Raw genomic sequence first — 21,211 nt, forward strand, 5'->3', positions numbered from 1 at the left:
CATTATATCCCCATCGCCCCCCGCATCGCCAACAGCGCCACCCCGTAAGCAGCCGCAGTATGAATCGGCGTTTCAACAGGGACTTTTAAATAACGCTTTCTAATCGCACTCCAAACCGCATTTTTTGCCCCGCCGCCAGCCGTATAAACTTTGGTCAAAGGAGTTGCACCCAATTCTTGCAATAATTGATATCCCCGCGCTTCAATTCGCGCTATACTTTCTAGCAAACCGTGCAGAAATTCCACAGAATCAGTGGGACGCGGTTCGAGTCGCGGCGGCAAATTCGGGTCATTAATCGGAAAGCGATCGCCCTTTTTCAACAATGGGTAATAATCCAGCAAACTCTCTTGTTCTGGATCAATTTGTGTGCTATAAGTTTCTAACTCAACATCAGTAAAAAAGTGTCGTAGCACCGCACCTCCGGTATTAGAAGCACCTCCAACTAACCACAAATCGCCTAATTTATGACTGTAAATCCCGTATCTAGAATCATCTACGCGGGTATGACTTAACAGTTTGACTGCTAGTGTAGAGCCGAGAGAACTTACTGCTTCCCCTGGTAAATTGACACCGCTTGCTAAAAATGCGGCAATGCTATCGGTTGTACCAGCACAAATCATACAATCGCGGGGAAAACCGAAGCGATCGCCCACTTGAGCTCTCACTTCCCCCACAGGCGTGCCCGGTGCCACAACTTGCGGCAATTCAGGAGTTGCAGCGCCCGCAATTCCCTCTATCAGCCAATTCGGATAGCACAAAGTATCAACATCGAAACCGAGTTTCAAAGCATTGTGATAGTCGCTAATTCCCAATTTTCCGTGCAGCAGAAATGCCAGCCAGTCAGCTTGATGCAGGAAATAAAGCTTCTCAACAACAGGCAAGATGCCTGTTCCACAAAGACTGAATTGTTTTGTCGGGTGGGCTTCTAGCCCGCCCTCCTGCCACCACAGGAGTTTAGCCAGACTGGATGTAGCGCTTAATACTGTGTGGTTGGCAGGGGCGATCGCCCGCAACCTCTCAGTCACCGCTGCACCGCGCGCATCATTGTATAAAATCGGCTCGCATACTGGTATACCGTCGGTATTGCACAGCATGACAGTGGAAGATGTGCCGTCAAGGGCGATCGCCCTTACCTGATTGCGGATTGTTGGGGGAATTTGCTCGATCGAATCCCACAGCGCATTTTGCCACACCGAGGGCAATTCACGCTGTTGTTGCCCGTTGTTGGCAAAAGTATATTCAGTCTCACAATGTATTGTACCCTGGGAGTCTATGACAGTCGATCGAGCGCCAGTCGTGCCGAAATCTATTCCCAAATAAAGATTCATTTGTTACTCCGGCGAATTTTTCTATTTTGAGGAAACCACAAAGTTTATTTACATCTTATTGTTGTTTCTAACTCAGCTTCTTCAGCGAGAATATCAGCATTTATCTGGTCTTTGTCCTATTCTTTAAATAGGGGATGATTTTCTAAGGTGCGAGCCCTAGGTCTGAAAACTTTTAGGTCTTCTACAGATTTTAATAGGGCATATCTAACCTGTATATGTTTTAACATAATTGGTGCGTTACACTTCGCTAACTCACCCTAAACTTCGTAAAAATAAGGTTCGATAAAAAAGACTTGACAAAGGGCTAAAATCGCTATAAATTACAGCTTACAGCTCTCGATGTGAAAGAAGAGAGAACCATACAACCAACCCTAACCACCCCAACACCCCAACAACCCAACCCAATCCTTCTCCCCCCCACGCAAACACACGCGCACAGGACGGGAGGTGCCCCCGTGGTGCTTGCAAATTAAAGGTTAAATCATTGTAGCTCAACCACTCTTTCCTCCCCTTTCTCCTCTTTCGCCAACCGACACGATCGCCTAGCTTGCATTCAGTGTCATAATCAACTTTACCGCCTATTTCTAACCAGATTTTTTTCTGGACGCTAAAGCCAAAGTGACCCTGACTGTATTTTACCCACAATTTGTCGATCGTCCGCAAATCATCGCCAGGAAAATTCTCGATCGAGTTCGTATCGAACCAACCTTCCTTCTCGCGTCTAGCAGCTTTTAACATCACCTTGAATGTTTCCTGATCCGCCTCTTTCCACTCCCCTGTGGCCAATAAATCCCGGAGACGAGTATAGTCAACATCCCGCGCCGATTTCAGGGAGTCTGGTGGCGGAGGAGGTACTTGAGGTGATGGTTGAGGTGATTGAGAAGCAAGAGCCTGCAACACTTCAGTAGCAGACTGATAACGTTTCTTAATAGCAGGTTGTATCATTTTATCTAAAATCTGACCCAGTTCCGAACTGACAGATGTTTTTAAGTGTTCTCGCCACACCCACTCAAACTCGGTATCATCGAATAAATCAATTGGCTTAACCTGAGTTAACAGACACAGACAAGTGACACCCAGACTATAAATATCACTCGCATGAATAGCTTTGCCGTTGGCTTGTTCTGGTGCCGTATATCCAGCCGTCCCGATCCTCGTTCCCGTTACCGCTAGAGCCGTTTGTGTCGCATATTTCGCGGCTCCAAAGTCAACTAAAACCAGTTGCCCATCTTGCCGAAGAATAATATTTTCTGGCTTGATATCTCGATGAATAACTTGGCGAGAGTGAATGAACTCGAATACTGGCAGTAAATTATTAAGCAAATTGCGAATCTGCGTTTCGCTAAAATATCCCTTAGATTCTAGTGTTTGGGCTACATTTTCACCGTCGATAAATTCTTGGACTAAATACTGCCGTCCATCTTGACTAAAATATGCTAATAATTCGGGAATTTGAGAATGTTTACCCAACTGTTCTAGGCGTACTGCTTCAAGCTCAAATAACTCAGTAGCTTTCTGGATACTAGAAGTGCCTTGAAATTGGGGGTACAATTGTTTAATAACGCAGGGAGGTTTTGAGGGTTTATACTCGTCAATAGCTAGAAAAGTGCGCCCAAATCCCCCTTGTCCAATAATTTTTTGGGCTCCGTAGCGATCGCCCAATAGCAGTTTATTGCCGCATTTTTGACAAAATTTTGTAGAGCCAGAGGGGTTTTGGAATAGGCAATCAGGGTTTAGACACTGGCTCATAAAATAGGCTTAGAGATTACAGATTAAAGCTCTCGATGCGATGCCAGCGGAGATGGTTTTAAATGAAACACCAGATCCGGGTAAGGACATCGCATTGCCTTTCATCGTGTCAACTTAACCCCAAAAACCGCTTAACCCGAAAGCTTGGCAGGGGTTTAAACCCCTGCCAAACCAAGCATTGCCGTGTCCCTAGTTAAACTTTTGTCCCGCACTCAGGACAAAACTTATTGCTCGAAACATTCTTCGCGCCGCAACTCGGACAATAAATCAACTCCGCAGATTGCAACTTGCTGCGTTCGGGCAAACCAACCATTTGAGCGTTGCTCTTACCTGGAACTACCATCGGATAGCAGTTTTCGTCCCTCGTCACCTTCACGTTCATCACCACTGGGCCGTCATGAGCGAGCATTTGAGCGATCGCATCTTTGAGTTCCTCCGGCCGCGAAACCAGCATCCCTCTCACCCCGTAAGCTTCAGCCAGCATCACAAAATCTGGCATCCCCACAGTCATATTCGACGACGAATAACGCTCCCCATAGAACGCCTGCTGCCACTGCCGCACCATTCCCTGCCAGCCGTTATTTACAATCACAATCTTGACATTAATGCCGTATTGTGTTAGTGTTCCCAACTCTTGAATATTCATTTGGATGCTAGCATCGCCAGCAATACAAATCACTTGCTCATCGGGCAGGGCCATTTTCGCGCCCATCGCCGCCGGCAGCCCGAAACCCATCGTGCCCAAACCAGCGCTAGAAATCCAGCGGCGCGGCCCGTTGTTCAAGAATTGAGCCGACCACATTTGATGTTGACCGACATCCGTTGTGTAGTAAGCATCCGGCGCTTGAGTAGCCAACTGAGAAATCACCTGTTGCGGAGACAAAATGTCGGGGTAATGAGGCACAACTAACGGGTAGTCCTGTTTCCACTGATCGATCCTGTGCAGCCATTCCGCAGTCTGTCCGGTCTTCCCCGAAACTCCAGTTTCCCGACAGCGGCGCAGCAAATCGATCAAAACATGGCGGACATCTCCGACAATCGGCACGTCAGGGCCGCGATTTTTGCCTACTTCCGCCGGGTCGATATCGATGTGAATCACCTTAGCGCGCGCGGCAAACTCGTCTAATTTCCCGGTCACGCGATCGTCAAACCTCGCCCCTACAGCAATCAGCAAATCGCACTCGGTAACGGCAAAATTAGCGTAAGCCGTGCCGTGCATCCCCAGCATTTTCACCGACAAAGGATGGTTTTCGTCAAAGGAACCTTTGCCCATCAGCGTTGTTGTGACCGGCAATTGGAAAAGTTCGGCCAGTTCCTTAATTTCTTCGTGGGCCGCCGCTGCGATCGCCCCGCCCCCCACATAAAGCAAAGGACGCTTCGCTTCCTTCAGCAAATGAATCGCTTGATTAATCTGGCGGGGATTGCCCTTCACCGTCGGCCGATAGCCCGGAATTCTCACCGATCCGGGTTCCACGGGCAGATAGTCAAATTCTTCTAAACCCACATCCTTGGGCACGTCAACCAACACCGGCCCCGGCCGCCCTGTACTCGCGATGTGGAAAGCTTCAGCCACAATTCGCGCCATATCTCCCGGCTCGCGCACTACATAGGAATGCTTGACAATTGGCAGGGTAATCCCGTAAATATCTGTTTCCTGAAACGCATCAGTGCCGATCGCGGGACGTGGAACCTGACCGGTAATAATTACCATCGGGATCGAATCCATGTGGGCCGTCGCAATCCCCGTCACCAAATTAGTTGCGCCCGGGCCCGAAGTAGCGAAACAAACCCCAACTTGTCCGGTAGCGCGGGCGTACCCGTCAGCCGCGTGAGCAGCACCTTGCTCGTGCCGCACCAGAATATGTTTGATAGCGCCAGTTTCTTCAGCGCGGTAGAGTTCGTCGTAAAGTGGCAGAATTGCGCCGCCGGGATAACCAAAAATATGCTTCACCCCGTGGCGGATCAAGCTGTCTATCAGAGCAAATCCACCAGTTGCACGCCTAACGGTCACTTTAGTTTTTAGTTGCACAGAATTTCCTTCCTTAAAGTAATTATGATTTTTAATGAAAGCTTTTATACTACTTTAATCTTAATTAATGAAACTATGAAAATTTAAGTGGTGAGATTTTACGAAAGATTTCGCGCTCGAAGAGGGTTGGCCCGATCGAGACATTGTGGAACAGCAGAGGAAGAAAAGAAACAGAGAAAATAGCGGCCTCTATGGCTGTTTACCGCGATAGGACGCTTTTAGAGCATTCGTGATTCGGCATTCGACAAGAAAAACAATCGTCTCAGCAATTAACTAACGTCCTCACCATCAGGGGGATTGCTATGTTAGAGATCGATCGCGAAAAGAAAGCCCTTTTCCTTCTTCTTCCCTCTTCCTTCCGTCTGCATTCTTCCTTCTTGCCAAAGTTCACAGAACATCCTGCAAGACTTTGCGAGTATGTCGCCAAGCTACCATGCCCATCACTGAGACCAAAAAGCCCAAACTCAGTAACACGATCCGCAAGCCGAGGTCATCCGATCGGACGGCTTTGCTGACAGCATCTGTCAGCGGGCCGGTAATCGCTAAAGGCACGCTCAGAGCAATATTAATCGCATTGTTTTCCAATCCAAAGACCTTGCCCCGCATTGATTCTGGAGTTTTTTCTTGAATCAGAGCCTGCATCGGCCCGTTAATTAACGAAGCACCAAAACCGAACAGAGCACTCAATCCGAATCCCACCCACAACTGTCGGGTAAAGGCAAACATTGCTAATACAAAACCCATCATCAAGAAACCGATTAACGGCAGAGGTTTGTGGTGGAACCGACTGCCCCAGTGTCCCAAAAAGCCTGCGCCGAAGACCATTCCGACTCCCGCAGCAGCTAGCAAAAAGCCAAATTGAGTTTCTTTGAGACCTATTTTGCCTGAAAGTGCGATCGCCAGCACCTGAAGCGCCGCAAACACGGAATACAAAATCGTCAACTGCACCATCGCGTTGCTGACAAGGTGATTGTGTTTCAAATAGCGCAAACCTTCCTTGAGGTCTTGCCAAGGATGGACGTTTTTGCCACTGCTGCCTACATGACCTTCTTTGATCTGCATGGCATAGATCAAACCTGCTGAGATCAGGTACAATGCGCCCAGCAAAAACTCTTGAGAAGCTGATCCGAAGCTGTGTTTGACCCAACTAAACAGCGGTTCGCCGATCGTCATCCCGATAATGATCCCGCCCATTGTGGACGAGGCGAACAGAGCATTTGCTGACATCAGTCCCTCTCGCCCCACGACTAGGGGGACGGCTGCCGCTTCTGCAGGAGCAAAAAATTGCGTTACGGTAGAGATCAAAAACGTCATCGTCAACAAAACCACAAAAGCTTTGGGCAAAAACGGCAAAGCTACAATCAACCCGGCTCGAATCACGTTGCAGGCGATCAGCATTTGCTTTTTGGAAAAGCGGTCTACGACGATACCGGCTGCGGAACCAAAGACGATCGCCGGCACCGTGTAGGCGATCATCACCGCTGACAGCATAGAATTTCCCGAATGCTGCCAAGAAACAGGCCAGGGTAGGTAGTCGCCTGTTTTTAGTAGAATAATCAGCAATACGTAAAAGATTTTATCCGCCACTTGGGCTAATAACTGGCCCGTCCACAAGGCGAGGAAGGGGCGATTTCTCAGTAGGGCATCAAGCCCGCTGCGGTCAGGGGGAGGGCTGGCTGGGTGCATAGGAATAGTTTAACTGACCGCTTCTGGCAATTATAGTTTTCAGCAATACGTGTAAATCTGACATAGCAAAGCGGAAACTCGGAAAACTCCTGTCTCCTGCGTTCTTTTTCTGTTTTAGCAGATCGGCGGGGGACGGCTGCTGCAGTCTTCTTAACTCTACCGCGAGCAGCCGGAACCGAGAACCCGCTCGCCCCGAAAATCCGAGAAGATTGTTAAAGGTTGGCGTGCCTTTCATCGCGAGTACAAGATAGGGTAATATACTTGACAAAATACTTGCTGCTGGCAGTGATATTAAAAGATGTCACGCCGATTAAGTAATATAACGAAGGTACTAACTGTTAGGAGTGAGAAACTTGAAAAAGGTTGAAGCTATTATTCGCCCCTTTAAACTAGACGAAGTGAAAATCGCACTCGTCAATGCTGGTATTGTGGGGATGACTGTTTCTGAAGTTAGAGGTTTTGGTCGTCAGAAGGGCATGACAGAACGCTATCGCGGTTCTGAGTACACCGTGGAGTTCTTGCAAAAGCTCAAGGTCGAGATTGTTGTGGAAAACGATCAGGTTGACATGGTGGTTGATAAAATTATCGCGGCTTCCCGCACGGGCGAGATTGGCGACGGCAAGATTTTCATCTCTCCTGTAGAACAAATTATTCGGATTCGGACTGGGGAAAAGAACTTGGAGGCAATCTAAGATACTGGGGCATTGGGCATTGGGCATTGGGCATTGGTAATTGATCCTTAGTAACTGTCATTGCCAACGAAAAACCTCTTTCCTGTTTAGTTGTGATACCTAAGTGTCAATATCCAATGCCACAGTTACCCCCGGTTTTGGCTTTTTTCCTGATTATGGGTTGACAATTTTCGCAAGTTGTGGTATAAGAGCCTGGAAGGCTCGGCCGCGGTGAGAGTGCGATCGCTTGATATCGGGTGTCATTTCGGCAAAAGTCTGTTGCTGTGCGGGTACGTAGAAAATGGGGTCATATCCGAAACCTCCCGTACCGCGAGGAGTCTGCAGGATTTCGCCTCGGCAAATTCCTTCTACTTGCAAGGCAATGGTACCGTCGGGACGGGCGATCGCGATCGCGCAAACAAATTGTGCTTCCCGGTTTTGTTCGCTTCCCAATTCTGTGAGAAGTCGAGATATCCTGTCAGCATCGGTTTTGCCGTAGCGTGCGGAGTAAATCCCAGGTTGGCCGTCGAGTGCGTCTACCATTAAACCAGAATCATCGGCGATCGACCATTGACCAGTTGCTTTTGCCACTTCAGACGCCTTCAAGCAAGCATTAGCAATAAAAGTTTCGCCTGTTTCCTCAATTTCCAACTCTTCGGGTTTGAGCTGCAATTCCCATCCCAAATCCTGAAGATAAACTTGCATTTCCTTGAGTTTACCCGGATTGCCCGTAGCTACAACTAGCAATTTGCGATCGCTCATTATTTCTCTTAAAACTTACGGCTCCATATTAACAAAAGATTGGGAAAAGGGTTGCAACAAAATTCCCAAAATCTTATCAACATCTTGAATATAGTATTCAATCGGATCGATATAAACAGTAGTTTCCTCCAAAATCAAGAATTTCCAGTTAGTTCCCGTCGTCACCGCGCCGTAAATGCGATCGACCTCAGTGTCTTGGTTTCGATTGAAACATTGGGCCGCTACCATTGCGGCTACGCATTGACCCAAACCGCCAATGATATCTTCCTTTTTTGCCTCAAAAATTGTTATAACCGGAGCACTGATGAACAATTGTTCTGAAGATCCGCTAATAATATAATCGCAAAATCCTTGCAAACCTCTTTCTGGATCGACAGTAAAATCCTTACCGGAAAAAAGAGAAACTTGTTTGTTTAACAATCGCCGGACTTCTGCTAATATGGGGGCAATCAAAAATTCTGAGCGAGCTTTTTCGGTGGAAATAAAAGTGGCTAGCGGTACATAATCAATTAGGATTGTTGTTAAAATTTCGGATGGTGAAACTCGTTTTGTCTCGGCAAATAAATTGCGACTTTCATCTAAGGTTAATCCAAAATCTTTTTTGACTCTCGCAAGGCTGAAATCGCTGTATGCCATTTGCTTTTATCCTAAAATTAACCTGATCTAGCAATAGTATTTCATTGGTGAGTAAGATTTTTTTTACGAACCGCGAAGACGCGAAGGACGCGAAGAAGAGAAGAGAAGAGAAAGAGTTCACAATTGATGGGAGGATTGCTACGGCAATACTTTTTTTAACCGCAGAGGGCGCAGAGGACACGGAGAAAGAGAGATTTTATCTCAAGTAATCCGCGTTCATCTGCGTTTATCTGCGGTTGAAAACTCCGATTAATTATGCGCCCAAGCTTTCGCCCAGTTTAAGTTTTGCATAACTTCTTTCAATGTCGCCGCTTCTGAATACAGCCGCAACACAGGTTCGGTTCCGCTAAACCGAATTAACAGCCAACTTCCGTCTGCTAAACGGAATTTATATCCGTCAGCTTTGTTGCAATCTACAACTGCTTTGCCGGCGATTTCTGTTAAGGGTTGATTTTCCAACAGTCCCAGCAAGCGGGAACGTTCGTCCATGTTTGCTAGGTGTAAGTCGATTCTGTCATAAGCTGAAGTAAAGCTTGTTTCTTGTTGGAGTCGGCTGTAAATTTCGCTTAAATCTTCCCCGGATTTGACAACTGCTTCTAACAAGTACAGCGCTGACAGTAAAGCATCTCGTTCGGGGATGTGTGTACCGTAGCCAATTCCTCCCGATTCTTCGCCGCCGACTAAGACTTGGGTGGTTAACATTCGATCGGCTATATACTTGTAACCGATCGGCGTTTCAAATAAGGGCAAGTTGTACAGCTTGGCAATTTTGGGAATTATGTCTGAACCGCTGACTGTTTTGATGACTTCCCCCGTCAAGCCGCGGCGTTTTGCTAAATGTTCGATTAAGATGGGAACTAGGATTTGTGAACTGAGAAAGTTGCCGCTAGAGTCAACGGCTGCAATTCGATCGCTATCTCCGTCAAATACAAATCCGATTGACAAACCAGAACTTTTTCGCTGGTGAGTACGCATCACGCGGAACAACTGCGACAGGTAGCGCGGCAAAGGTTCCGGTGCACCGCCACCGAACAGCGGATCTCGATCGCTGTTGACTTCATGTACTGTTTCTTCTAAAATTTGAGCTAATCCTCCGGCGGCGGCACCGTGCATTACATCTACAAATACTGTAATTTTGCCGCTGGCGATCGCTTCTTTAATCGCCTCAATATCTACCATTTCCCGCAAGGTTTTGCAGTAAGCCGGCCAAGGATTGAAATTCTCCAATTTCCCGGGAGTTGCTGAAAGTGCCGCCGGATTTTCGAGTTTTTCTTCTATATGTTGAGTAACTTCGGGCGAAACTGAACCGCCAAATCCGCCCTTGACTTTTAACCCTAAATATGCACCGGGATTGTGGCTGGCGGTCAGGACGATCGCACCCAAAGCATTTAATTGTTTGGCAGCTAAACTGAAAGCTGGAGTAGGGGCGTAGGATTCGCTAAGCAGCACGTCAAATCCTGCGTTTTGGATGGCAACAGCCGCTGTTTTGGCAAATTCTTCAGCCAGAAATCGGCGGTCGTGACCGACAATTACGGTACCGCTGCTGCCATCGCTGCCGCCGGTTTGTGCGAGAACTTGTGCCGCTAGGGGAGCTACTAACGCCACGCGATCGAATGTAAAATCGTCAGCAATGATGCCGCGCCAGCCATCTGTACCGAATTTAATAGGATTCATTAGTCACAAGTCATGAGTCACCCGTCTATTTTATGGGTTTATTAGTCGATCGTCATCTGATTTTAGATTTTAGATTTTAGATTTTAGATTATGGAATTGCTCCCACAGCCTTTACTCTGGCTATTGACTGTTGACTGCTGACTGTTAGCTGCTGACTGTTAGCTGTCATTAGCCTTGCTTGATAGATTATGTTGGGTTTCGTCCCTCAACCCAACCTACTAATTACTGTTAACTGCCAACTGCCAACTGCCAACTGTCAACTGTCAACTGACTAAAAGAATGCGGGTTGGTGGCGGATCAAATTCAGGAATTCTTCGCGAGTTTTCTGTTCATCTTGAAAGACGCCCAACATGGCACTCGTAACCGTCCAAGCACCTGGTTTTTGCACACCCCGCATCGTCATGCACATATGGCTGGCTTCCATTACTACAGCTACTCCCTGCGGTTCCAATATTGTCTCAACTGCTTCGGCAATTTGGCGCGTCAAACGTTCTTGCACCTGCAACCGGCGGCTGTACATCTCGGCAATTCTGGCTAATTTGCTCAGTCCCACTACTTTTTGGTTGGGAATGTAAGCGATGTGAACTCGGCCCATAAACGGCAGCATATGGTGTTCGCACATACTGAATACGCTGATGTCTCGCACCAGTACCATTTCGTTGTGACCTTCGTCAAAGATAGCGCCGTTGAGGAGTTCTTCGAGGGATTGACTGTAGCCGCTGGTGAGAAACCGCATTGCTTCTGCTACCCGCTTCGGGGTTTTGAGCAATCCTTCGCGTTCGGGGTCTTCCCCTACTCCCAGCAGTATTGTCCGAACGGCAGCCATCATTTCTTCCTGGCCTACTTCTGAGGGTACGGGTACGTTGGATTCTTGACCGTGCGAGGAATTGCGATCGGGTCGAGTGGGGATTCGCGGGATGTTGTTCTCTGCGGTTTGTAACAGTTTCATGCTGTCAGTCGAGAGTGGGTTCGAGCCATTGGAATCGGTGGAAGATGCAATTGTCATAACAAGTTGGTGTGAGGGTGAATCGATTTTCGATTTTAGATTTTAGATTTTCGATTGGGGGATATAGCTAGAGATTCAAAGATTGTGGAATTCGAGAAAAATCCAGCAGTCTAAAATCTCAAGTTCACAAAACTCCTGCGTTGGACATGAGGGTAATTTCTTCAATTACTGCACTTGCTGGCAACTGAACTGCGTGCAGAATTGATTGGGCGACGATTTCTGGGGTTAACATGGCACTGCGATCGAAGTCGGCGTCCACGGTGTCTGTGTCCCACATGGGAGTATTGACAGAACCCGGACAGATTGCTGTTACGCGAATTCCGCGAGCCCGTTCTTCGGCGGCTAAGGTTTTAGACAAAGCCATGAGACCGAATTTGCTGACGCAGTAGGCTCCCCAGTTGGGGAAGGTTTGGCTGCCGGCGATCGAAGAAACGTTGATGATGATTCCCGATCCGCGATCGCGCATGGAGGGCAAAACTCCTAGAATGCACTGCCAAACGCTTGTAAGATTGAGGTCTAGAACGCTCTGCCAGTCGGCTAGGGACGTTTCCGTCAAGGAGCCGGTGTAGCCCATGCCAGCGCTGTTGACCAGGATATCTACGGAACCCAATTGAGCTGCGATCGCGCTGATGCTGCTTTGCACTTGCTCAATTTTGGCTAAGTCTAAGGGATAAGCTTCTGCTTTCACTCCGACTTCTCGGGCTGCTGCGGCAACGGCTTCTAAGTTTTCCGACTCTCGGCTAACTAATGCCAGATTTATGCCCTCGGCGGCGAACGCTAGAGCCGTCGCTTTGCCAATACCGCTGCTGGCTCCGGTAATCAGAGCCTGCTTTGTTGTTCGATGGTTCATTCAGTGTCCTAATACTTTCGCTCGGCAACTCCCTCAAGCGTTGCAGCCTTCTTCGGCAAATTAGAAAGCTGTTTGCTGCGGGTTATAACAGTTAATTATGAGATCGACATTAAGAACTGTTAAGCCGTGTCACCTGAGAAATTATAACACTGCTGACAGAACCGCAGAATAGTGAGTTATCAGTTATGAGTTTAAAGTTAAGAGATTTTTAACTCATAACTGATAACTTTGAATCGATCGACTCAAGCAGAAATTTCAGTGAATACACCGATGTGGCGAAACTTTTGATACCGAAGCTCGCGTCGCTGCTGAGCCGTAAGCTGTGTGAGTTCTGCTAAGTTTTCCAACAAAGCTTGTTTGAGCATGGAAGCGGCTTTGAGGGGATTCGAGTGAGCGCCACCGATCGGCTCGGGTACGATTTGATCGAGAATGCCGAGGTTTTTCAAGTCCCAGGAAGTGATTTTCAGGGCTTCTGCAGCCAAGTTAGCTTTGCCAGAGTCTTTCCAGAGAATGGCCGCGCAAGCCTCGGGCGTGGCGACGGTGTAGACGGAATGTTCCAGCATCAACAACCGCTCGCCGACACCGATACCCAATGCGCCGCCGGAACCGCCTTCGCCGATGACGGTGCAAATAATGGGAACGTCGAGGCGAAACATTTCTCGGAGGTTGCAGGCGATCGCCTCTCCCTGTCCGAGCTGTTCTGCTTCTAAGCCCGCCCAAGCTCCGGGAGTGTCGATAAAGGTGAAAATTGGCATTCCGAAGCGATCGGCGTGTTCCATCAACCGCAGGGCTTTGCGGTAGCCGCCGGGAGCAGCCATGCCGAAGTTGCGGGCGATATTGTCTTTAGTGTCACGCCCTTTTTGATGGCCGATGATGACGGTGGGACGCCCGTCTATGCGGGCAATTCCGCCGACGAGGGCCGGGTCGTCTCCGCCGCGCCGATCACCGTGAAGCTCGATCCACTCGTCGCTAATTGCCTGAATGTAATCGAGGGTGCTGGGGCGGCGCGGGTGACGGGCGAGTTGCAGCCGCTGCATGGGGGACAAGCTGCTGAAAATCTCTTGTCGCAGTTGTGTCGAGCGAGCTTCGAGTTTGCGAATTTCGTCGGTAACATCGACGCTGTTTTCTTCGGCGAGTTCGCGGATCTGGTGAATTCGGGTTTCTAGTTCCGCCAGCGGCTTTTCAAAATCTAGGAGTAGTGGTTTGCGGTCGGGGTTTGCCACGCTGATAATTTCTATAAGGTTTTAAGGTTTTGTCGATCAACTATTTTCCGATCCTACCCTGTCTGAGGATAGTAAAAAAGACGGAAAAATTGCCAACTTTGAGTTTTAAATTTTGTATGATATCAAATTTGGTCACATCATAATTATCATATGGCGCGCTCCGGAAGCTCGCGCTGCACTCCGAAAAATATTATTCCCATGCCAACGAAAGAGTCAACAGTTAAAATTTCCCATTTAACTGTTGACTCTTAACATCAAACTGACATTAATAAAGGTCGGAAACCGTGTTTGACAGAAATAAGACCGATTTGCTCCATCTTTTCCACAGTAATTTGATTCCGTCCCCAAGAAAAATTGGTATACAATTTTTCAAATTCCAGCAGCATTGATTCGGCAAAACACGCAAACAACTGTCGGCCCGGTACATCCATATTGACAATCTTCATAATTTTCCACTCAATATCGAGGGAATGCTCGACAATCCCGCCATTTAGTACGTAAATTCCGGGATGCTGAACCTGAGTTGCCAGATTTTTCGGATAGCCACCGTCAATCAATAAACAGGGTTGCTTCAATGTCTTGGGGTCAATTTCTACTCCCTTGGGCATACTCGCTACCCAGACTACAATATCCGCTTGGGGCAGGGCTTCTTCCAAATCCATGATTTTGCCTCGCCCTAATTCCGATTGCAAATCTTGCAATCGTTCTTTGTCGCGGGCAATGAGCAACAATTCTGCTACATTTGTTTTAACATTGAGCCAGCGACACACAGCACTGCCAATATCGCCAGTAGCACCGCAAACGGCTACAGTGGCTTTTGAAAGTTCAATCCCCAATTTAGGGGCTGCTTCTTCTACTTGGCGGCAGAGGATGTAAGCCGTGTGAGTGTTACCAGTGGTGAATCGCTCGAACTCCAACTTGAGATTGCGAATTTGCTTAATTTGCTGCAAGTTGAAAGTCTCAAAAATGATGGAAGAAAAGCCGCCTAAAGCAGTGATGTTAATCCCGTGTTTTTGAGCGTGTGCCATCGCATTAAGGATTTTGCGAGTGGCTGCTTTAATCCGGCGAGTTGCGAGCATTTCGGGCAGAAAACAGGACTCCACATAGTGGCCTTCTATTTTTTGTCCAGTGATGCTTGTTACCGTGATATGATCAACTATTTGGGGCGGCGCGCTGCACCAAAAATCGAGACCTTGATCGGCATATTCTGGATAGCCCAGCTCGTTAGCTACTGATTGGGCGTGTTCTAAGCTGGTTAAGTGACCGATTAGACCAAACATTAAGTTGTCAAATGAAGGAAGTTTGAAGATGGAAGTTTGAAGATGGAAGATGGAAGATGGAAGATGGGAAGATTAAAAAATTATATTTTAAAATGAGGTATCCCATTTTTTATTTTTTATTTTTAATTGTTTTCCCATTCCTTTTTTCCAAATTAACTAGGCTGCGAGGCCTTGTGCTGACATCCGCATGATATCGCGGTTGTTAAAGCCTATGTTGCCTAGGGCTTCGCCGTAGGCAATCATAAAGTCTTCGATTAAAGCGTCTTTTTCCATTCCCAAGACGCGGGCATCGTCTGCGACAGCGTTTAGCAGTTTCCAGATGATGGGCAGGTTTTGGCGGTTGGCGGCTTCTAGTTCCGCTTTGGATTCCTCAAAGTGAGCTTGCAGCCAGACTTCCCCAAAGTTGAGGTGGCTGTATTCTTCTTTGACGACGCCTTCGGTGATTTTGCGAGCAAAATCATCGGCGACGGGGATATAGATGTTGTAGGCTGCGATCGCAAAACACTCGATAATTAGCGATTGAATCAGCAAGCAAGTTACAATCTGACCCTCAGCCGCGGCCGTTTGGAAGTTTCTGTGCAAATCCGAAAAGAACTGTTTGGCAAATGCCATGTCCGGCGTGACTTTAAGATTCCGGCCGCAAGCTTGGAAGCCCTTCATGTGGCGGTTCTCCATCTTGGACAAGCCAATTAACTCTGCTTTTTTGTCAGCCAACAGTTCGGCCAGTGTCAGGTAATTGTCGTGAGCTTCTTGTTCGCCTTCAATCACAATGGCGTTGATGCGGCTGTAAGCATCTTTGTAAGTTTCGGTTTGAAAGTCAATTGTTGGGCTAGCCTCAAGCTGGGGCATAGATATGTAGTCTCCTCATATAAGCTTCTGGGATGTTTGGAAACCCCTTTAAAATTCGGGGTCAGTGACAGTGCACTTTACCTATTTTGAACGCACCCCATCTAAATCAGAGATTATAGCTGAGGATTCTTTCGACAAAGAACTTTTCTTTGACTACCGGGAAAAACTGGCGTCCTCAGCGTGTTAGCCGGACTTTGGCCCTCGAACACTCCAGAAAGACTATCGCTAGAATGCTATCTATTTACTAATTACTGGAATTAGTCGTTAGTCGATCTTTTGCCCGGAAATAGATGATAGAAATACGGTCTATGTCTCCACCTTTAAAGGTTTTACAGTACCAAATCTATCTCTAACATTATATCCTAACCACAACTTCCTCGCTTGGTACTCCTTCTTTCCCTCTACGACATATTATGTTGTTGTATGGGAATCTTCGGGGAGGCGATCGGGTTGGATAACCTCACAGGCTTATTATTTTAGGTTAATTCACAAATTTATGGGTAAATCCTTTGACAGATCTCAAGCGCTGGAATTGCTGAGTTTTATTTTGTTGCTGGCGGGGGCTGCGCTGGTGCTGCTGCCGCTGGCTGCTGTATTTTTGGTTTCGCTGTCACCATCTGGTGTTGGTGTCAAGGCCACAGGCTTGACTTTGGCGAACTATCAGGAGGCTTGGCGACGGGGTAATTTTTTATTGGCATTCTTTAATTCTACTCTAGTGGCGCTCGCAGTGACGGGTTTTCAGGTTGTGACTTCTGCTTTGGCCGGTTATGCTTTGGCCAGGCTGAAGTTTCGGGGGCGACAGGCCATTGTGTTGGGGGTTTTGGCAACGCTGGTAATTCCGTTTCAGCTTTTGGTGATTCCCATTTTCATGGTTTTGAAGTGGGGCCATCTGCTGAATACCTACGGGGCGCTGATTTTGCCTACGGCGGCTAACGGTTTTGGGATTTTTCTGCTGCGCCAGTATTTTATGACTGTTCCGGTGGAGTTGGAGGAGGCGGCAATGCTGGATGGGGCGAACCGCTGGCAGGTTTTGTGGCAGGTGATGTTACCTTTGGCCCGCCCTGCTTTGGTGACGCTGTTTTTGTTTACGTTTATCGGGGAGTGGAACGATTTGTTTAAGCCGCTGGTGTTTACGACGCGGCCGGAGTTGCGGACTGTGCAGTTGGTTCTGGCTGAGTTTCAGGAACAGTTTACTAGCAGTTGGCAGTTGTTGATGGCGGCGGTGGTAATTGGAACAGTGCCGGTGGTATTGCTGTTTTTGGCCGGTCAACGGCAGTTTATTCGGGGGATTGCGGCGACGGGGATTAAGAATTGAGTTGGAGATGCTTGGCAATTAAGTTTGTAGTCATTTGTGCAACCATTCTCAAGAACAGGCAAGATGCCTGTTCCACAAGAACATTTAGTATTTGTGGAACAGGCATCTTGCCTGTTGCTGACATTGGTACAAGATGTGAATTTGTAGTCACTGGGCGATTGAACTCGCTACTATACAAACGAAGTTCACTCCAAGTGGACTAAGAGATAAAGGGAATATCAAAGCTGTATTATTATGTGTATCTATGCAAAAGCTCGGTTTGTTTTTATTTGTCATATCTTTTTTGCCGTGGCTGGCAATCTTTTTGGTTGTGCCCTTCCTGCCGCTGGATCTTACCCAAAAAACTACTTTATCTGTCGTTCTGGCTGTTGGGGCGGAAGTTTGTTTTTGGATTAGCGTAGTGCTGTTGGGGAAAGAAGTAGTTACCAAATATCGGCGTTATTTGCATCCCCGCTATCTTTGGAAAAAACTCAGAAATTTTAACCGCAGATGAACAGGGTTCGACGCAGATAATGAGCCTGGATGTTGGCGCTTATCTGCGGTCAAGGTTGAGCTATTCGCTAAAAATTTGCAAGCGAATAGAGCGTTCTCCGTCTCCGAAATCCACTTCTATCTTTTCTCCCGAAAGAGTGTCCAAGCATCCCAAAAGCAACCGCAAGTTGGGTGTGCTTGCTCCTGTATCCACGTACAATCTATCTGCCAAACTGCCTAAACGCTTCCAAATCGTGTAGAGTTTGACTACTGTTTGTTCGAGCTGTGCGGCTTGTTTTACAACGTCGGCGGTGGTTCCCAAACAGCCTACTCGCAAAGATTCTTCTAAGGCCATTTCCATGTCTAAATGAGACTGATTGAGAGCTTGCACTTGGGCGGCGGCGTCGAGATATTTTGATAAGTTCTTGGCGTCGGATGTTAGCTGTTTGACAGTATCTACGTCGGGATTTTCTGCTACTTCTTTTTGAATTTCGCTTTGGTGAGATGGGGAGAGTTTCTCCATTTCTTTGACTAAAGGAGCGAGGTAGCGCGAAGGTAGAGAACCAGTAGATGCTTTTTCTTTGACTTCTTCGGGCAATAAATCTGAGTTCATTGCCATCCATTCGTCGGATAGTTGTTTGACTTCGCGGCGGGTGATGCGATCGCCATTGGCTGCTGCATCTGTTACCATTTGCTGGACTTCGGGAGATGCTTTGGCGGTTTCTACAAAGGCTCTTTTGCTGAAGTTTCTAATGGAATCAGGGTCTAAATCTCCTTGCTGGATCAGAGTATCGGCACTATTAGCTAATTCTATCAAAGAATAGGCTTGACTTTTGCCAATTTCTCTTTCTTTGAGCCAGTTCAAAAAGCCTGTACCGCGTCCTTCGCCGCCTTTTTTTTCTCTGTCTCGGACTGTTCGGAGAATGCGTCCCCGCCAAATGTCGGTTTGCAAGTCGAAGCGATCGCACACTTTCCAGGCATTGTCAACCTGATTTTCAAAATCAAACTCTGGTATTTGTTCGTCTTCGGGGTCTGGCAATTGGAAATTGATATCGGTAAAGCCGTTGAGGGCTTCTGCAAGTTCTGCGGGATTTAGGGGGACTTCAGCCATTAGGAAAAATTTGTGTAGTGCAACAGCCGGTTGAATTGGGAACTTGCACGGGTTGACAGTTGAGACGCTATATGTAGCGGTAAGGTAGGCAAGATTTACCTACTAATAGAGTTTTTGTGCAAGTCATATTATTATTGCACGATGGGGGGCGATCGGCGAAAAGATACCCAAAATGACTCCGGGCACGCCCCTGATGGGACTTGATGCGAGTGCTGGCTGTGCGGGGATTGAGTTAAAGTGAATGAGGAAATTAAAGGAACTAATAAAATTCTGGAAACTACCAAACGTTACGAGTGCTCTATCCCTTTGTTAAGCTAGAATTGAGAACAGTAGCTAAAGGAAAAATGCCATGTCAGAACAAGACATCGCTAATATCATTACTATCGAACCGGGGAAGCGAGGCGGTAAACCCTGTATTAGAGGCATGAGAATTACAGTTTATGACGTGTTGGAATATCTCGCTTCTGGGATGAGTTATGAAGAAATCCTAGATGATTTTCCCTATCTTACCCAAGAGGATATTTGGGCTTGTTTGAGTTTTTCTTAAATAGTTATCATATTAGGTTCGGTAATCGCTAATAATGATTTTATAGTAAGAGCGTAAGGCTCGCGAGCTAGAAGCTCGCACTGTAGTCGTAATTAATTGACTGGACATAATATTATCTCCCTGCGTGAAATCATGCCCAAAGACTTCTCCGGTAAAAATCTCCGAGGCCGCAACTTCAAAGGTCAAAACCTCACAGGTGCCAAATTCATCGGTGCAGACATCCGAGGCGCAAACTTCACCAATGCCATCCTCAGAGAAGCTGACTTCACCCGTGCCAAAGCCGGACTCCAACACCGCTGGACAATTTTTCTAGTAACTGTCTCGCTATTTCTATCGGTAATATCGGGATTGATGTCAGCTCGTGCTACTTTGTGGATAGCAGTTTTTTTCACTCCAGATATCATCAAACAGTACACCATTCGTCCCGGTGTAGTTGTGTTGATAGTTTTGGCAATTTCCTTTATAGCTATTATCCGCCAAGGTCTAGGGGCAGCGACAGAGGCAGGGGCAGCGGCAGTTGCAGTGGCAGTGGCAGGGGCAGGGGCAATGGCAGTGGCGGCGGCAGGGGCAGGGGCAGTGGAAGTGGCAGCGACAGGGGCCGTGGGAGTGGCAGGGGCAGTGGCAGCGGCAGGGGCAGCAGCGGTGGCACTGGCAGCGGCAGCGGCAGTGGCAGGGGCAGCGGCAGGGGCAGTGGCAGCGGTAGTGACAGCGGCAGTGGCAGGGGCAGCGGCAGGGGCAGCGGCAGGGGCAGCGACAGGACTAGGTATTTACGTTGCTTGGCGTGCCCTGGCTGGGGATGAGAAACACGCCTTGATTCGCACCGTTGCCATTTCCTTTGCCACTACAGGTGGCACTAGCTTTCGCAGTGCGGATTTAACTGATGCCAATTTCACTGAGGCAACTCTCAAAAGTACAGATTTTAGAACAGCCAATCTCACTCGCACTTGCTTCCGCAATACAGAAAAACTCGATCGCGCGCGTGTCGCTAATTCGATATTAGCTGATACCCGCGTCCGAGAATTACTCATCACTGGCAATGGCTACAAAAAATCCTATGTTGGTGCGAATCTCCAAGGAGCAAACCTGACAGGCGTTAATCTCAACGAAGCTAATCTCAAGCAGGCTAATCTCAACGAAGCAACTTTGCATCTAGCTAATTTGGAATGGGCAAACCTCAGTGAAACTCAAGCCTTGGCAACAGATTTTACAGAAGCTTATTTTACAGGTGCTTGTTTGGAAGCTTGGAATATTGACGGTAATACAAAGCTCGATCGCGCTGACTGTCGGTTTGTTTATCTTCTAGAAGATCCCAAACCGGGAACTGACGATCGCGATCGTCGTCCTCACCACATCAACAAGTGTTTTGAACCGGGGGATTTCGAGAAACTCTATAAAAAGATTATGGAAACCGTGCAAATCCTGATCAAAAATGGGCTTAACCCAGAAGCTTTTACCGCCGCTTTTCAGAAGTTAATGCAAGAATTTCCAGAGATTACACGGGCTTCCATTCAAGGAATTGAGAAAAAAGAAAACGATGTTTTACTGATTCTCAAGGTTTCCGAAGGAACGGATAAGGGAAAAATAGAGCAAACTTGGGACGAAGTTTATCAAGCAAGGCTGGAAGCTCAAAGACAAGCCGAACACTTAAAATCTAAAGATGAAATTATTGAAATTGAAAGACATAACTACCGTGTCTTTCAAGACTTTGTGAAAGGAGTGTTTAGTCAATACTTAGTAAATCCTTCAACCGTGCTTCAGCCATCGAACCCTACAATTAATATTCACAATCAATCTACAGCAGAGAATAAAGTCGCAAGCGAGAACATCGACCAAAGTCGCAAAGCTGAAATTTCAGGCGGAACGGTTCACGCTACCGGTGCCGGATCATTAAGTTTAGGAGATAATGACGGTACAACAGCCAACACGATCGAAGAGTTGCCTGATTCAGCCGTTAGCGCAGCCCTCGAAGAGGATCGCCCTTCCTAACAAAGTGAGTAATGCTATAATTTTAGTCAAACTCTGGT

The 21,211-nt window shown here is 47.5% G+C and carries 18 protein-coding genes; 5 read left to right on the forward strand and 13 right to left on the reverse strand.

Features of this window, described 5'->3' with window-relative positions:
* Nucleotides 1-2: 2 nt before the first annotated feature.
* From D0A34_07415 to D0A34_07430, 4 genes are all read right to left on the reverse strand, one after another.
* Nucleotides 3-1,328: a carbohydrate kinase gene (locus D0A34_07415; protein UNU18727.1), complete on the reverse strand. Its 1,326-nt coding sequence runs from the start codon at nucleotides 1,326-1,328 to the stop codon at nucleotides 3-5.
* 327 nt (nucleotides 1,329-1,655) lie between these two features.
* A complete protein-coding gene (locus tag D0A34_07420) occupies nucleotides 1,656-3,077 on the reverse strand; it encodes a protein kinase (GenBank protein ID UNU18728.1) in 1,422 nt (473 codons plus the stop codon).
* Nucleotides 3,078-3,270: 193 nt separating this feature from the next.
* Complete coding sequence (gene ilvB / locus D0A34_07425) at nucleotides 3,271-5,106, reverse strand: biosynthetic-type acetolactate synthase large subunit (protein UNU18729.1); 1,836 nt, start codon at nucleotides 5,104-5,106, stop codon at nucleotides 3,271-3,273.
* 387 nt (nucleotides 5,107-5,493) lie between these two features.
* Entirely contained in the window at nucleotides 5,494-6,792 is a 1,299-nt protein-coding gene (locus tag D0A34_07430; protein UNU18730.1) for an MFS transporter, read from the reverse strand.
* Nucleotides 6,793-7,145: 353 nt separating this feature from the next.
* Between D0A34_07430 and D0A34_07435 the strand changes: the two genes are divergently transcribed.
* Complete coding sequence (locus D0A34_07435) at nucleotides 7,146-7,484, forward strand: P-II family nitrogen regulator (GenBank protein ID UNU18731.1); 339 nt, start codon at nucleotides 7,146-7,148, stop codon at nucleotides 7,482-7,484.
* 153 nt (nucleotides 7,485-7,637) lie between these two features.
* Here the strand turns inward: D0A34_07435 and rdgB are convergent, their stop codons facing one another.
* The 8 genes from rdgB to D0A34_07475 all read right to left on the reverse strand — a co-directional run bounded on the left by rdgB (nucleotide 7,638) and on the right by D0A34_07475 (nucleotide 15,743).
* The gene (gene rdgB, locus D0A34_07440; GenBank protein UNU18732.1) at nucleotides 7,638-8,225 is read right to left on the reverse strand and encodes an RdgB/HAM1 family non-canonical purine NTP pyrophosphatase; all 588 of its coding nucleotides are present in this window, start codon (nucleotides 8,223-8,225) and stop codon (nucleotides 7,638-7,640) included.
* A 15-nt stretch (nucleotides 8,226-8,240) separates the two neighbouring features.
* A complete protein-coding gene (locus tag D0A34_07445; GenBank protein UNU18733.1) occupies nucleotides 8,241-8,861 on the reverse strand; it encodes a hypothetical protein in 621 nt (206 codons plus the stop codon).
* A 249-nt stretch (nucleotides 8,862-9,110) separates the two neighbouring features.
* The gene (locus D0A34_07450; protein ID UNU18734.1) at nucleotides 9,111-10,535 is read right to left on the reverse strand and encodes a phosphoglucomutase/phosphomannomutase family protein; all 1,425 of its coding nucleotides are present in this window, start codon (nucleotides 10,533-10,535) and stop codon (nucleotides 9,111-9,113) included.
* A gap of 271 nt (nucleotides 10,536-10,806) precedes the next feature.
* Nucleotides 10,807-11,541 carry a GTP cyclohydrolase I FolE gene (gene folE, locus D0A34_07455; GenBank protein UNU18735.1) on the reverse strand — a complete coding sequence of 245 codons (735 nt, stop codon included), beginning with the start codon at nucleotides 11,539-11,541 and terminating at the stop codon, nucleotides 10,807-10,809.
* A 124-nt stretch (nucleotides 11,542-11,665) separates the two neighbouring features.
* The gene (locus D0A34_07460) at nucleotides 11,666-12,391 is read right to left on the reverse strand and encodes an SDR family oxidoreductase (GenBank protein UNU18736.1); all 726 of its coding nucleotides are present in this window, start codon (nucleotides 12,389-12,391) and stop codon (nucleotides 11,666-11,668) included.
* A 242-nt stretch (nucleotides 12,392-12,633) separates the two neighbouring features.
* The gene (gene accA, locus D0A34_07465; GenBank protein ID UNU18737.1) at nucleotides 12,634-13,614 is read right to left on the reverse strand and encodes an acetyl-CoA carboxylase carboxyl transferase subunit alpha; all 981 of its coding nucleotides are present in this window, start codon (nucleotides 13,612-13,614) and stop codon (nucleotides 12,634-12,636) included.
* A 254-nt stretch (nucleotides 13,615-13,868) separates the two neighbouring features.
* On the reverse strand, nucleotides 13,869-14,894 hold the full coding sequence (locus D0A34_07470) for a long-chain acyl-[acyl-carrier-protein] reductase (protein ID UNU18738.1): 1,026 nt from the start codon (nucleotides 14,892-14,894) through the stop codon (nucleotides 13,869-13,871).
* Nucleotides 14,895-15,050: 156 nt separating this feature from the next.
* The gene (locus tag D0A34_07475) at nucleotides 15,051-15,743 is read right to left on the reverse strand and encodes an aldehyde oxygenase (deformylating) (GenBank protein UNU18739.1); all 693 of its coding nucleotides are present in this window, start codon (nucleotides 15,741-15,743) and stop codon (nucleotides 15,051-15,053) included.
* Nucleotides 15,744-16,239: 496 nt separating this feature from the next.
* Here D0A34_07475 and D0A34_07480 point away from each other — a divergent pair, with 496 nt between their 5' ends.
* Together D0A34_07480 and D0A34_07485 are read left to right on the forward strand one after the other, a co-directional pair.
* The gene (locus D0A34_07480; protein ID UNU18740.1) at nucleotides 16,240-17,058 is read left to right on the forward strand and encodes a carbohydrate ABC transporter permease; all 819 of its coding nucleotides are present in this window, start codon (nucleotides 16,240-16,242) and stop codon (nucleotides 17,056-17,058) included.
* 244 nt (nucleotides 17,059-17,302) lie between these two features.
* On the forward strand, nucleotides 17,303-17,551 hold the full coding sequence (locus D0A34_07485; protein UNU18741.1) for a hypothetical protein: 249 nt from the start codon (nucleotides 17,303-17,305) through the stop codon (nucleotides 17,549-17,551).
* Between the two features lie 60 nt (nucleotides 17,552-17,611).
* On the opposite strand, the gene D0A34_07490 is transcribed toward D0A34_07485, so the two are convergent.
* Entirely contained in the window at nucleotides 17,612-18,640 is a 1,029-nt protein-coding gene (locus D0A34_07490) for a hypothetical protein (protein ID UNU18742.1), read from the reverse strand.
* A 349-nt stretch (nucleotides 18,641-18,989) separates the two neighbouring features.
* Between D0A34_07490 and D0A34_07495 the strand changes: the two genes are divergently transcribed.
* Nucleotides 18,990-19,187, forward strand: coding sequence for a DUF433 domain-containing protein (locus tag D0A34_07495; GenBank protein ID UNU18743.1), 198 nt, complete (start codon nucleotides 18,990-18,992; stop codon nucleotides 19,185-19,187).
* A 132-nt stretch (nucleotides 19,188-19,319) separates the two neighbouring features.
* Nucleotides 19,320-21,173 carry a hypothetical protein gene (locus D0A34_07500; GenBank protein ID UNU18744.1) on the forward strand — a complete coding sequence of 618 codons (1,854 nt, stop codon included), beginning with the start codon at nucleotides 19,320-19,322 and terminating at the stop codon, nucleotides 21,171-21,173.
* Nucleotides 21,174-21,211: the final 38 nt, after the last annotated feature.

Source organism: Microcoleus vaginatus PCC 9802 (assembly GCA_022701275.1).
Taxonomy (GTDB): domain Bacteria; phylum Cyanobacteriota; class Cyanobacteriia; order Cyanobacteriales; family Microcoleaceae; genus Microcoleus; species Microcoleus vaginatus_A.

Bases quoted from the DNA above. Each gene is read 5' to 3' on its own strand.
- D0A34_07475 (UNU18739.1), bottom strand. From the start codon at position 15,743: ATGCCCCAGCTTGAGGCTAGCCCAACAATTGACTTTCAAACCGAAACT.
- D0A34_07485 (UNU18741.1), top strand. From the start codon at position 17,303: ATGCAAAAGCTCGGTTTGTTTTTATTTGTCATATCTTTTTTGCCGTGG.
- D0A34_07450 (UNU18734.1), bottom strand. From the start codon at position 10,535: ATGAATCCTATTAAATTCGGTACAGATGGCTGGCGCGGCATCATTGCT.
- D0A34_07500 (UNU18744.1), top strand. From the start codon at position 19,320: ATGCCCAAAGACTTCTCCGGTAAAAATCTCCGAGGCCGCAACTTCAAA.
- D0A34_07420 (UNU18728.1), bottom strand. From the start codon at position 3,077: ATGAGCCAGTGTCTAAACCCTGATTGCCTATTCCAAAACCCCTCTGGC.
- D0A34_07460 (UNU18736.1), bottom strand. From the start codon at position 12,391: ATGAACCATCGAACAACAAAGCAGGCTCTGATTACCGGAGCCAGCAGC.
- rdgB (UNU18732.1), bottom strand. From the start codon at position 8,225: ATGAGCGATCGCAAATTGCTAGTTGTAGCTACGGGCAATCCGGGTAAA.
- D0A34_07415 (UNU18727.1), bottom strand. From the start codon at position 1,328: ATGAATCTTTATTTGGGAATAGATTTCGGCACGACTGGCGCTCGATCG.
- D0A34_07495 (UNU18743.1), top strand. From the start codon at position 18,990: ATGTCAGAACAAGACATCGCTAATATCATTACTATCGAACCGGGGAAG.
- D0A34_07445 (UNU18733.1), bottom strand. From the start codon at position 8,861: ATGGCATACAGCGATTTCAGCCTTGCGAGAGTCAAAAAAGATTTTGGA.
- D0A34_07490 (UNU18742.1), bottom strand. From the start codon at position 18,640: ATGGCTGAAGTCCCCCTAAATCCCGCAGAACTTGCAGAAGCCCTCAAC.
- D0A34_07470 (UNU18738.1), bottom strand. From the start codon at position 14,894: ATGTTTGGTCTAATCGGTCACTTAACCAGCTTAGAACACGCCCAATCA.
- D0A34_07480 (UNU18740.1), top strand. From the start codon at position 16,240: ATGGGTAAATCCTTTGACAGATCTCAAGCGCTGGAATTGCTGAGTTTT.
- folE (UNU18735.1), bottom strand. From the start codon at position 11,541: ATGACAATTGCATCTTCCACCGATTCCAATGGCTCGAACCCACTCTCG.
- D0A34_07430 (UNU18730.1), bottom strand. From the start codon at position 6,792: ATGCACCCAGCCAGCCCTCCCCCTGACCGCAGCGGGCTTGATGCCCTA.